Raw genomic sequence first — 12,220 nt, 5'->3', positions numbered from 1 at the left:
GCAGAACGACAGGCCGTTGACCGTGGGTGCAGTGGGCCGGCAGCCGACCGGGCCGCGCGGCCACGAGCCCGCGCGGCGTAGGAAAGCGCGCGCCGGCCGCGTCGGCGAGCTGGCGGCGGTCGCGAGGTCGCGGTTACTGAGCCTCAGACGGGGGCGCTTGGGCTCCGAGATGGTTGCAACCCCGAACGTACGTCAAGGTCCGCTTGACGTGGCGGGCCGGGCGGCGGCCCGCACCCCAGGAGGGCGGGTCGAAGGCAGACGAGATGGACCTGGGCTAGGGCTGTCAGCACTAGCGGCTTCTCACACCTAAGGTGGTCGGATGTCCCAGCGCTCGGTACCCGCTGAAGAGGTTGACTGGTCGTCGGTGAGCCATGCGTACGGCCCTGCCATCGAAATCCCGGCCCTACTCCGCTCTATCAAGTCAGACAGCCAGGAGGTCCGCCAAGGTGCGTACGGCGATCTCGTCGACCTGCTCGTGCATCAAGGCTCCCGGTTCGAGGCTAGTGCTGCGGTGGCCCCTCACTTGATCGATATCGTTGCTGATCCGGCGGTGCCGGACCGCTTTGCTGCCTGCCAGGTGTTGGCGGCGGTCGCGGTGGGCGATGAGAGTTCATGGCTCAGCGATCGTCCTGATCCGTCAGACATGAGGGCTGAGGTGCAACGCCGCGCGCCGTTGAGCCGAGAGGAGTTGGAAGCGGAGCACCGAGACTGGATCGCAGCGGCACCGAATGAGGAGGAGCGCAGTGCACGGGAACGGCGAGCCGAATGGGGCGACGTCGAGGCAGACCGTGACGAGCAGCGGTGGACGATAGAGGCGTACGACGCGGTGCGGGCCGGGGTGCCTGTCTACGTGGCAGCGCTGGAAGCCTCCGAGGCTGCGGTCCGGCTGTACGCCGCTTACCTGCTTGCCTGGTTTCCTGAGGAGGAGGGCTTGGCCGGCCCAGCGTTGGCCGGTCTGATCCGGCGGGAGCCGGATCCGGTCGTCGCAGCAGCTGCCTGTGTCGCGGCGGGCCTCGGGTGCCCTAACGGCGGCGAAGCGTTGGTCGACGCGCTTTCTAACCGGCGAGGCAGCGTCAACCGTGCCGAGCGCTGGTCGGCGGTGTTGGGCCTGTCGCGGATCCTGAGGAATCCGGACCGATCCTTGGTCAGCGATCTCTATGCATGTCTCTTCGGGGCCACTGAACCCGTGCCCTACTGGCCCTTCCTCGAAGGTGACATGGCCGGCATGGCGGCCCTGACGATCGCAGACCTGACTCCGGAAGTCGCCAGTAATCGAATCGATGTGCTGGCCGAAAGGGCCGCTTCGGCTGATCACACCGCAGATGCCTTCACCCTGCTCACCGCACTGTTGGACGCCGCCTTCCCCGACGGGCCGATACCCGACGGTGTGGGATTCGCCGACCTCACCCCAACCCAGCAGAGAGCCCTCTCGACGGTGTTGCGCAGCGGCGTCTTGCCGGCCGGGCCCAGGCTGCTCAGCCGCTACAACCTGCCTGACAGCGAGCAACAACTTCGGACCTGGTGCCGAGCTTAAGGTCTACGGGTAGCCGCCCCACCAACGGCGGAGTGACTAACTGAGTGACGATCGGGCCGGACGCCCACGGACATGCGTGGATCCCGACGTTGGAGGATCCAGTCTTGCTTCGTGCCGGCGACGTCTGGTGGGTTGAGGACGAGGTGCTGTACGTCCAGCGAGGGGATGTCCCGGCTGTGGCGCATCGAGGTCGCGTCGGATGGCGGCGGAAGTGGTAGCGCGGAGGGCCTGTGGGGCACGCAGGGGGCACAAGACATCGTGAAACGTCGTCAACCAGCGAACAACCGTGAGAGCCCGAGACCCCGGGTGAGCAGGTGCCGGACGGTGTCGCCGCCGGTAGCGGGGGCGCGGCTCTGAGTTCCGCTTCAACGTCTGAGTCAGGAGTTCCTGGCTCGCACGAAGTCCGCGTAGTCCTCCCCGGCAACCCCGTGGTTGACCCAGCGATCCGGGGACGCCCCGGTCGCACGCTCTGCTAAATCCAACGCTTCGGCCGGGTCTTCAACGTGACCGATCACGCGGCCAGGCCCCGGGTCGTCCTCGCCGTCTGGGTCCAGCGACGGGAACACCGACAGGTCCCGGCGGTTCTCGTCGTCCAAGTCCTGCACGTCATGGATGGACACGTTGTAGCCCTCTTGCCAGGGCCAGATGGACACCCAGCGGATGCCTTCGACGCCTGCAATCACGACGGGTCCGAGGAACTGCTCGGCCTCCTTATTGCGGTTCAGCGCGTCAAGGAGGAACGACCTGCTGAGATGTCGCACGCTCGGAGGTTAACCGGCCCTCTCCTCGATCCAGAAACGCATGCCCGGTTGCTGTCGACAGCAACCGGGCCAGGCGGGGAGGGGCTCAGTGAGACAGCGCGGACCAGTACCCGGGACCACGGACGTGCGGAGCGACCCGAACAATGCGCCCAGAACTTGCAGCCGTGAGGTCGCGGCTGCGGCGGCTGGCTCTGCGAAGGGATTTACTCGGCGACGAAGACGCCAACGCCGGGAAGCGTTTCGGCCAAGTGGTCCGAGCTCGCTGCTCCCAGCATTGCTGGGTCCCCGGTCACGGGTCACTGATCGTCACAGTGCCAGCTGTGCTGTACGTCGATGCCCGGCCGTCTCGCTGCCGCGATCCACGCCCGGTTCTGAGCCGTCCTGTCGCGGGACTGGCCTGGACCGCCGCTCGAGAGCCAGGGGTCCGGGGCGCCGCTGAGCCCCGGACCCTCGCGGCCTGCTCCGTCGGTGTGGTGCGGATCAGATCACCCGCAGCGTTGACCGTTGAGGTTGAAGGCGGTTGGCGCCGGATTGGTGCCGCTCCACATGCCGTTGAAGCCAGTGCTGGTGGACGCGCCGGGGGCGAGTTTGCCGTTCCAACTCATGCTGTCTGCGGTGACGCTCGTTCCGTTCTGTTTCCAGGTGGCCGACCAGCCCTGGCCGACCTTCTGACCGGTGGTGGGGAAGTCGAAGGCGAGTTTCCAGCCGTCGATCGCGGTGGTGCCGGTGTTCTTGATCGTGACGGTCGCGGTGAAGCCGCCCGGCCAACTGTTCGCCGTGTAGCCGACCGTGCAGCCGACGGTCGGCGCGGTGGGCGCGGTCCGCACGGTCAGGCCGGGCGAGGCCGCCGAGACGTTGCCCGCCGCGTCGCGGGCGGTTACCACGAAGGTGTACGGGGTGTCCGGCGTCAGCCCGGTCACGGTGTACGTGGTGCCGGTGGTGTTGCCCACCTTCACGGTGCCGGTGGCGTCGACCCGGTGCACGTCGTAGCCGGTGACGGCGGTGTCGTCGGTGGACGGCGTCCAGGCCAGCGCGACGCTGTCGCCGGTGATCGTACCGGCGGTCGGCTTGCCCGGGGCGGTCGGCGCCTGGGTGTCCCCGGGAGTGGTGCCGCGCGGCAGCACCAGGTGAGTGATCGAGTTGGCCGGGAAGGTGGCCGTGAAGCCGCCGGCGGTCACCGGCTGGTCGGCCTCCCGGACGACGCCGGCGAGGTCCGCGCCGCTGTAACGGTAGACCTGAGCGGTGCTGGCGGAGGCGCCGGTGAGGGCGACCGGGCTGGTCAGGTCGTCGCCGGTCTTGTTGACCACGACCAGGGTGAGCGCCTTGTCGGCGCTCCGCTCGGCGGCGTACACGGCCAGCCTGCCCTGGTCGGCGCTGGTCGCCCGGACGGAGGTCTCGCCGAACGCGCCGCCCTTGCCATCGTAGTTGCGGTAGACGCGGAAGGCGTTGGCCGCCGGCTGGTCGGCCGCGGGTGCGGTCCAGAGGGTGGCCAGGTCGAGCCCTTCGCGGCCGAAGATGCCGAGCACGTCGGCCTGGGCGAGCGCGCCGTTGAGCGACCCGTGGGCGCCCCAGTTGTACTCGGTCATCGCGATCTTCGTGCCCGGGTAGTGCTGGTCGACCAGCTCGCGCAGGCGCGGGATGTACCGGACCGGACTGTTGATCCAGCTCTCGTCCACATAGGTCGGATCCCAGAGCTGGCGGGTCGAGCGCAGTCGCAGCGCCTGGGTGTTGGCGTCGCCGGCCGCCTCGCCCAACACGCCGGCCTGCTGCGGGTAGAGGTGGACGTCGAAGTAGTCGAGGATGCGTGTGCCGTGCTGCTGCTCGTACTCGCGCATCCGGTCCAGATACCACGGTCCCAGGTCCTGCCCGCCGTGCGCGGCCTTGTCCGGCGGGTTCGACCAGCAGCCGGTGCGCGAGCAGGTGTCCTGGTCGAGGCCCGAATAGAGAATGGAGTTCAGGCCCCAGCCGACGGGACCGAGCGTCTTCGCGCCGGGGTCGGCAGCCTTGATCGCGGCGGCGTACTCGTAGGTGCGGTCGCGTAGCTCGTCGTAGCCCAGCCCGGTCGGGCGGACGTCGCGGTGGGTGGAGTGCCACAGGTCCGGCTCGTTGTCCAGGTTGTAGAACTGGACCCCGCCGTCGGCGGCGGCGCCGAACTGCCCCTTGAGGTGGTTGACGAAGTCGGTGGCGTACTCCGGACCGACGGCGACGCTGGTGTCCTCCGGATCGTTGCCGGTGACTGGTGACCCGTCCGGCCTTATGCCGTTGCCGCAGTCCGGTGCCCAGGTGTCGGTGGACTGCTGCGGACCGTACTTGGCGACGCTGAAGCCACACGCCCGCGACCGGTCCTTGGCGATCCAGCCGAGCATCGGCAACGTCATGACCGTGGCGGCGCCGATGGCCTTGTTCTGCTGCACGAACCGGTCGGTTTCCGAGCCCTTCGGGAGGTCGGCCGGACTCGGGTTGTCGTTGGGGATGTTCTCGAAGTACCAGTCCGCCGCGCGGTTGGTGGTGTCGGCACGGAAGTTGTAGCGGGTGGTGGCGTTGCCGCCGTAGCGGTGCACCGGCAGCCGTAGGTCGCGGGCGAGGGCCTGGTCGGCGAAGTTCATGCCGTAGACGTACGGGCTGATCTGGTGCCGGGCGGCGGTGGTGTCCACGGCCAGCGCCGGGCCGGCCACGGCCAGGGCGGGCTCCGGCAGGGCCAGACCACCGAGGGCCGTGGCGAGCACGACCGGGAGTAGAGCTGTGGTGGGACGCACGAGCATTCCTTTCGGATAGGAGCTGGCCGATGGGAGCGCTTCCACAGCGTTGCGCTTTCCTGGCTCCCAGTCAACGCTGGAAGGGCTCACGGCCGAGCGGCGCGTGGTCGCAGTGTTGTGCACCGATGGGACTGTCAGAATGTGTCGATGGAGCCGGTGCGCGGAGGCGAGGAGAAGGCATGAGCGACTGGAACGACAAGATCATCGCGGAATTTCGCGCCAACGGTGGGCAGGTCGGCGGTCAGTTCGCTGGCGCCCCGCTGCTGCTGTTGCACACGGTCGGTGCCAAGAGCGGCCAGCCTCGCGTGAACCCGATGATGTACCAGAAGGTGGACGGCGGCTATGCCGTGTTCGCGTCCAACGGCGGTGCGCCCACCAATCCCGACTGGTACCACAACCTGCTCGCTCACCCGATTGCCCAAGCGGAGATCGGTACGGACAAGGTCGAGTTGGTCGCCAGAGTTGCCGCCGAGGACGAGCGGGAACGGATCTGGAGCGCGCAGAAGGCCGCGTATCCAGGCTTCGCCGACTACGAGCGGAAGACCTCCCGCCAGATCCCGGTCGTCGTACTGGAACCTGCGCCGTAGGCAGAGACGGTACAACCCCAGTTCAGATCTGACGCGTGGATCCGTCGGCGGGGTGCGCGCCCCCGCCGACGGACCTCACCGGAAGACGGCGCCTACGGTTTGCGGGCGAGGAGCCCGACGAAGGTGTGATAGGTGTCGGTCTGGACCGTGGCCGGTGCGTCCGACTCTGGGCGCCACTCGGCAAGCGGCACCAGCCCCGGCTCCAGCAGTTCCAGCCCATCGGCGAACGAGAGGATCTCCTCGTCCGTACGCCAACGGCCGGTGCCCAGCGACTCGTTGAAGACCCGCTCGACCTCGCGGGCCTTGCGGGAGCCCTCTGGGTCTCGCTCGCCGGGGTCACGGAAGTGCGAGATCGCCACGTAGCTGCCGGAGGGCAGCGCGTCGATCAACGCGGCAGCGACCGCTCGCGGGTCCTCGTCGTCTCCGAGGTGGTGCAGGATGGCGAAGAGCAGCAACCCGATCGGCCGGTCGAAGTCGAGGAATCGGCGTACGTCCGGGTGGTTGAGGATCACCTGCGGCTCGCGGATGTCCGCCTGGATCACCGTCGCGGTGCCCTCCGCGGCGAGCAGGGCCCGCCCGTGCGACAGGACGATCGGGTCGTTGTCCACATAGACCACCTGAGCCTTCGGGTTCTGCTCGGTGGCGACCTCGTGCACGTTGCCCTGGGTGGGCAGCCCCGACCCGATGTCGAGGAACTGGTCGATGCCCGCCTCGCTGACGAGGAAGCGGATCACTCGACGCAGAAAGGCCCGGTTGGCCTGGCCGGCTGCCGGCCCGTCCGGGGTGATCCGCAGGGCGTGCTCGGCGACCTTTCGGTCGACCTCGAAGTTGTCCTTGCCGCCCAGGAAGAAGTCATAGACCCGGGCCACGCTGGGAACGTTGGGGTCGATGCCGGGGGGTGCCGCCTTGTCGCGGGTCACAGGCGTCTCCTATCGATGGGGGTCGGCGCAGGCTGAGGTCTGCGGCGGTGCCGGCGTTTCGGCGAGTGTAACGAGCGGGAGCGTTGAATTTTGCCCCACTGGTATCGCTCCCACCGACGGAGGCCCAGGCGTCAGGAGTAGTTCTCCTCGCCGGCCGAGGCGTGAGACACGTTGGCGTTCATCGATCTGTTGCTGCATCGTCGACGTATGACAGGCGTACCCTCGTCCTCGCTGTTCCGCCGCCTGCGGCCGGGTCTGCTGGCCGCCGTCTTGCTCTCCACGGCGGTGCTCGGCACCGCCCTGAGCGCGGCACCGGCGGCCGACACCGCGACGCCCGCGGCGTATCCGGGGGTCGCCCCGGCGCCCGGTGCAGCCGCGGTGGTCACCGCAGCCCCGACCGGAACCGCGCCACAAACGCCGTCCAGTACGCCGAGCACCGCGCCCGTCCCGCCGAGCGCGCCCACGAACCTGACCGCCAGCGAGGTCCGCAGCTCGTCGGTCACCCTTACCTGGACGGCCGCCACGCCCGGCTGCTGCGCCATCACCGGCTACGACATCACGTACTACCAGGAGTTCGGCGACATCGTCTTCAGCGCCAGTGTCGGGGCCGTCACCAGCACCACGATCACCCGCTCCCTTGGACCGGGCCAGCAGTACTCGTTCCGATTGATCGCCCGGGACAGCCTCGGACAACGCTCGAACTGGTCGGACGCGCTGACCGTGGTCACTCCGGTGACGGACACCGGCCCGGACACCACCCCGCCGAGCACGCCGCAGAACCTGACCGTCGGCGAGGTGACCGCCTCGACCGGCACGTTGTCCTGGTCGCCGTCGACGGACAACGTCGGCGTGCTCGGGTACAACGTCTACCGGTTCGACGGCTGGTTCACCTCGCAACTGATCGCCACCGTGCCGGGAACGACGTACACGGCGCCGCTACCGTCATCGACGCCGCTGCGGAACCTGTACTACGTGCGGGCCCGGGACGCGGTGGGCAACGTCTCGATCGCGTCCAACACGGTCACTCTGCCCACGACGACGACCACTCCGACGCCCCCGCCGCCGTCGACCTGCCGGGTGACCTACCGGAACCAGTCCGAGTGGCAGGGCGGTTTCGTGGCCACAGCGACGGTCCACAACGCCGGGGCGGCACCGATCGACGGCTGGGTCGTCACCTTCAAATTCCCGGGAGACCAGCAGGTCACCTCGGGGTGGAACGCCACGGTCAGCCAGACCGGGGCCGCCGTGACCGGTCGTAACGTCGACTGGAACCGCGTCCTCGCGCCAAACGGCTCTGCGACCTTCGGCGTCCAGGGGCGGTGGAGCGCCAGCGACGCGCCGCCGACCGGCTTCTCGCTGAACGGCGCTCCCTGCACGGTGGGCTGAACAAGTCCCGTGAACACCCATCCGGGCGGCACCGGAGACCAGTGGGGACAACATGGCCGTCCTCGACTGGTCCGGGCGGGTGAACCCATGCGTACGTTGGAGGCCCTGCCCCTTCTGCGTGGGTGCGGCGGCCAAGTGCAGCAACTGTCAGCAGGCGGGTGAAGTCCTGGCCAGGAGATGTCCGCCTGTGCTGTTACTTTGCCGGCCGTGAATGATCAGCAGACGTGGATCGACCGGATCATCGAGGTGACCGGATGGCGCCACGATCCTGAGGGTGATGCCGGCTGGGACCAGGTGGAAGCCGAACTGGGGGTCGTGCTGCCGTCGGACTTCAAAGAGCTGTGCCGGCGGTTCGTGCCGGGGGCGTTCTACGCGTACCTGGACCTTCTGCGGCCGACCGACGACCACGCGCAGCCATTGCTTGGGACGTGGGCTTCTTGTCGGCAGTGGGCAGCCGGGCAGGAGTCCGCGCAGCTGTGGGCCCCCTACGAGTTGTACGAGCCCGACCGGGGATCTGGGCTGATCCAGTGGGGCAGCGATCAGACCGAGGGGGAGTACTACTGGCTGGCGGACCGCTCGGTGGAGCCCGATCGGTGGCCTGTCGCGTGGTGGGACGGCATCGAGCCGTGGCACCAGCTCGACATGTCGACGGCCGAGTTCGTCTATCGGGTGATCGCGGATCCGGCGTTCAAGCCGTTCACGGTGGCCGACCCACCACGGCGGCCCTTCTATCTGCCGCACTGGGGGCCGTTCCCCATGAGCGCCGAGGACTGGGACGCTCTCACCGACCCGAATCGCGGAAGCTGAACCACGTTCTGGGAGGGCGGTTGGTCAAGGACACTCGGCTGGACGTCGAGGTCGGCGAGAAGCGTTTCAGAGGTCCAACGGGCGTCGTGGACGGCGATCGGCCCCACGATCGGGCGGCGGGCGAGGGTCAGCAGGTGCGGGGCTGCCAACTCACCTTCGTCACGAACATGGGCACATACAGGTCCCCGCCGCCGGGGCGAGCGCAGATCGCGCCGGAAAGCTGCGTCCCAAGGTAGTTGTAGGACCAGGTGATCTCGGCGTTGCGGGAGGTGCGGTTGTAGAAGTTGAAGGCCGGGACGTTGCCGGACCACTCGGTAGTGGTCACCAGAGACGGAGTCGCGGTAGGACCTTCTGCCGGGTGATCCCAGTTGGGCCAGATGCAGAACGTGCCCTGCGGACAGTTCCCGGGTAGCCAGGCTTCGTTTGATGCTTGGGAGCTTGCCGCCGAGGCGGCGGGGGCGGCGGCCAGCACGCCGGCGACGGACGCGGCGAGGGCGAGGGCGAGGGATTTCAACAGCACGGTTCACCTACTTAAATAGATAGCCATGGATGAATGCCAAAAGGCTACCGGTGGAAATTTGAAGGGTCAAGCACTTGGGTGGTCCTGTCCAACGGGGTACCGCACCCTCACGACCACCGGGTGCCGGTAGCGAGACGGCCCGCAATCGACAGAGAGCCGGCTAGCTCCAGATGAGAGTGTTGGTGCTGACCGGCGCGATTGGTGAGCTGGGGGTGAGTCCGGCGACATCGATGGTGTAGGCCCCCGGTGGCAGGTCTTCGATGAGGGTGGTCGTCGTTGTGCCGTCGGTGGGTCTGGTAACTCGCGCGTCGACCACCTTGTGGTTCTCGTCGGACACGGTGATCCGGATGAGGTGGGCGTTGCCGTCTGTGGTGGCGACGTGGATGGGAAGGGGTTCGCCGGCGAAGAGTAGGTCGGGAGTGCCGACGTGGAGCGCGGTGGTGCGCGGTGCGCGGATGACGATGGGGCTCGCGGTGAGGATGCCGTGGATTTCGTCGAGGACCGCGGTGTTTCGATGCAGGTTGCCGTGCTGGTCGGGGACGCGTCGTAAAAGTGGGCTGTTCATTGGTACGTCGGGTCTGCTGGCGGCGACGATCGGGACGGTGGCGTCACCGTGGAGTTCGTCGGTGCGGTATGTGTCCATGAGTTCGATGCGCGACCCGCTCAGTCGTGCGGTGGTGGCGGTTGGTTGGTGGATGCCGATGATGGCGTGGGTGGTGCTGAGGCTGGCTGAGCGGCCGATCTCGGCTTCGGCGAGTTGGGTGTGGAAGCGCATCCCATCGTCGATCTTGGCTGTGGTCAGTTCTGGTAGGGCGGTCTCGGTGGTCTTGGCGAGGCCGTCGGGGTGTTCGAGGCAGGCGTATTCGGGTAGCAACTGGTACATCGACGGCATGCTGCGGATGAGGTCGGTAAGGCTGACGCCGAATCGCCCGATGCCTTTGTGGCTGCCGTTGACGAGTTGCCCGAGAGCTTTGGCAGATCCCCGGTACGGAGTCCCGATGGTGATGAGCTTGTGAGTTGTTTCTGCGCCTCCGCAGCACTCGATGTACCAGCGGGCGATGAGACCGCCCATTGAGTGGCAGACGAGAGTCACCATGGCGTCCGCGTAGGAGCCGCCTTGACCGCGCCAGCTTTCGAGGGCGGGTTCGATCAGACGAGCGAGGCGTCGGCCGTTGTACCGGTTGGACAGCCGCCAGTCGTACGCAATGGGCAGTAGGTTGCCGGGCGGGGCGTCGGGGTGGTTCACGGATTCGCGATAGCCGAGGGAGCGCAGCCGGTTCAGGACCCGGTCGTACCCCTTGATCGGGGTCCAGATGCCGGGCAGCACGTGCAGGTCAGGCATCAGGCCAACCGGTTCAACGCCGTCGCCGGGGTGCTCGTCACCGAGGCCATCGGGCAGTTGTAGGTCGCGGATGCTGTGGCCGAACGTTCGGATCGCGCGGAGTGCCGAGCCGGCTGAGGGCGCCCAGACAAGCTTGCCGCGATATCGCAGGGTGCTGCCGAGGATGCCGGGTAGCACGACGACGAAGTCCGTGGGGTTGGTCATCCCGGGGCTCCTGGCTGCTCGTCTGCGGTGGTGAGGACGCTGATGAGGTTCAGCGCGGCAGGATGGCGTCGGCCGATGTTCGCCAGCCGGTTGATCCAGGCCGCAGTCTGCTCCGGAGCGAGCCGGCGTGCTGTGGTCAGGATGTCCGCCGCCTCGTCCAGGTCGTCAGCGAGCGTAGACGCGACGGCAGCGTAGAAGTCGGCGGCGGCTGCCGCCGCATCTGTCTCCGCGCTGGTCCGGGCCAGGAACGCGGTGGCATCGAGGGCGGCCGGGTCGGGGCTTTCGGCGATCGAGGCCATGAGATCGGTGAACTTCTCCGGGTAGATCAGCGCGTCGAGGGCCGGCTCGGCGGCGCCGACTTGGGCGAGAGCGAGGATCGCGTCGGCGCGATCCGCGGCGCCGGTGGTGTCCTGGCGCGCGAGCACCGCGAGGGCATCGCGGGCGCCGTCGGTCAGCAGCTCCTCGTGTTCCGTGAGCATGGTGGCTTGCGTGGCCGGATCGGCGGCGGCGAACTCGACGGCGAGAAAGTTCAACAGTAGGGGACCGTAGGCTGCCGCGACGCCGTCGGTACGGGCGAGGTTGCGCAGCGCGACGTACCGCTGTGCTGCATGGTCGTTGACTGTGAGGAGGGCATCGGTGACGGCACCGTCGGCAGCGGGAGCGAGCAGTTCGGGATGGGCCGCGAGAAAGTCGCGTTCATCCTGGTACGAAGCTGTGTTGATCCATTCTTGAGCGGTGGCGAGGAGACCCGGATCAAGCGTCAGCCAGGTTGGGAGGTCCCCTGCCGAGGCGGTCCAGGCACGATCGAAGCGGTCAGGGTCGGGGCGACGGTGGCGCCGTGCCTGATCATGCAGAGCACCGAGCATCGCCCGATCGGCTGGTGCCTGGCGCAACGTGGTCGTAAGCCAGTCGACGGCCTCCGAAATCCCCGCGTCGGCCGAAGCAGTCCGGGTCAACAGGAGATATGCCATGTCCGGCGGCGACGCGTCGGCCAGCACAGCAGACCAGATCGCCTCTTGTTCTGCCGGCCGCCCCGCCTCGCTGTAGCGGTTGCCGAGGTTGTTCAGCGCGGAGGCGAGGTCGGGGAGGAAGGCGGGGTTGGTGGCGGCCAGTTGCCGGTAGGCGGTGACAGCTTCTTCGATGGGAGCGAGCGCGTCGAGTTGCCGCCCGACCTCGCTGTAGCGGTTGCCGAGGTTGTTCAGCGCGCCGGCGAGGTTGGGGACGAAGGCGGGGTTGGTGGCGGCCAGTTCCCGGTACAGGGTGACGGCTTCTTCGGTGGCAGCGAGCGCGTCGGACTGCCGCCCGACCTCGCTGTGGCGGGTGCCGAGGTTGTTCAGCGCGCCGGCCAGTTCGGGGAGGAATGCGGGGTTGGTGGCGGCCAGTTCCCGGTAGGCGGTGACGGC

At 68.1% G+C, this 12,220-nt stretch carries 10 protein-coding genes; 4 read left to right on the top strand and 6 right to left on the bottom strand.

The window, feature by feature from the left end; genetic code table 11:
* The first annotated feature begins 319 nt into the window (after positions 1 to 319).
* Positions 320 to 1,534 carry a hypothetical protein gene (locus PSH25_RS16980; RefSeq protein WP_238660007.1) on the top strand — a complete coding sequence of 405 codons (1,215 nt, stop codon included), beginning with the start codon at positions 320 to 322 and terminating at the stop codon, positions 1,532 to 1,534.
* A gap of 377 nt (positions 1,535 to 1,911) precedes the next feature.
* Here PSH25_RS16980 and PSH25_RS16975 read toward each other — a convergent pair whose 3' ends face one another.
* Both PSH25_RS16975 and PSH25_RS16970 read right to left on the bottom strand, forming a co-directional pair.
* Entirely contained in the window at positions 1,912 to 2,295 is a 384-nt protein-coding gene (locus tag PSH25_RS16975) for a hypothetical protein (protein ID WP_238660006.1), read from the bottom strand.
* Positions 2,296 to 2,780: 485 nt separating this feature from the next.
* A complete protein-coding gene (locus PSH25_RS16970) occupies positions 2,781 to 5,057 on the bottom strand; it encodes a glycoside hydrolase family 44 protein (protein WP_238660005.1) in 2,277 nt (758 codons plus the stop codon).
* Between the two features lie 173 nt (positions 5,058 to 5,230).
* Here PSH25_RS16970 and PSH25_RS16965 point away from each other — a divergent pair, with 173 nt between their 5' ends.
* Positions 5,231 to 5,638, top strand: coding sequence for a nitroreductase family deazaflavin-dependent oxidoreductase (locus PSH25_RS16965; RefSeq protein ID WP_238660004.1), 408 nt, complete (start codon positions 5,231 to 5,233; stop codon positions 5,636 to 5,638).
* A 92-nt stretch (positions 5,639 to 5,730) separates the two neighbouring features.
* Here the strand turns inward: PSH25_RS16965 and PSH25_RS16960 are convergent, their stop codons facing one another.
* Entirely contained in the window at positions 5,731 to 6,558 is an 828-nt protein-coding gene (locus tag PSH25_RS16960) for an SAM-dependent methyltransferase (RefSeq protein ID WP_238660003.1), read from the bottom strand.
* A gap of 207 nt (positions 6,559 to 6,765) precedes the next feature.
* Between PSH25_RS16960 and PSH25_RS16955 the strand changes: the two genes are divergently transcribed.
* Together PSH25_RS16955 and PSH25_RS16950 are read left to right on the top strand one after the other, a co-directional pair.
* Positions 6,766 to 7,944 carry a cellulose binding domain-containing protein gene (locus PSH25_RS16955; RefSeq protein ID WP_238660002.1) on the top strand — a complete coding sequence of 393 codons (1,179 nt, stop codon included), beginning with the start codon at positions 6,766 to 6,768 and terminating at the stop codon, positions 7,942 to 7,944.
* A gap of 207 nt (positions 7,945 to 8,151) precedes the next feature.
* Complete coding sequence (locus tag PSH25_RS16950) at positions 8,152 to 8,751, top strand: hypothetical protein (protein ID WP_238660001.1); 600 nt, start codon at positions 8,152 to 8,154, stop codon at positions 8,749 to 8,751.
* A gap of 127 nt (positions 8,752 to 8,878) precedes the next feature.
* On the opposite strand, the gene PSH25_RS16945 is transcribed toward PSH25_RS16950, so the two are convergent.
* From PSH25_RS16945 to PSH25_RS16935, 3 genes are all read right to left on the bottom strand, one after another.
* Positions 8,879 to 9,076 carry a hypothetical protein gene (locus tag PSH25_RS16945; RefSeq protein ID WP_238660000.1) on the bottom strand — a complete coding sequence of 66 codons (198 nt, stop codon included), beginning with the start codon at positions 9,074 to 9,076 and terminating at the stop codon, positions 8,879 to 8,881.
* A 355-nt stretch (positions 9,077 to 9,431) separates the two neighbouring features.
* Positions 9,432 to 10,817 carry an esterase/lipase family protein gene (locus tag PSH25_RS16940; RefSeq protein ID WP_238659999.1) on the bottom strand — a complete coding sequence of 462 codons (1,386 nt, stop codon included), beginning with the start codon at positions 10,815 to 10,817 and terminating at the stop codon, positions 9,432 to 9,434.
* Positions 10,814 to 12,220, bottom strand: a 1,407-nt coding sequence (locus tag PSH25_RS16935) for a tetratricopeptide repeat protein (RefSeq protein ID WP_238659998.1), incomplete at its 5' end; no start/stop codon positions are given. The genes PSH25_RS16940 and PSH25_RS16935, both read right to left, overlap by 4 nt.

The sequence above is a fragment of the Micromonospora foliorum genome, from assembly GCF_022229015.1.
Lineage (GTDB): Bacteria > Actinomycetota > Actinomycetes > Mycobacteriales > Micromonosporaceae > Micromonospora > Micromonospora foliorum.
Note: the sequence above shows the minus strand (reverse complement) of the source record. Positions and strands in the feature narration are given on the sequence as shown.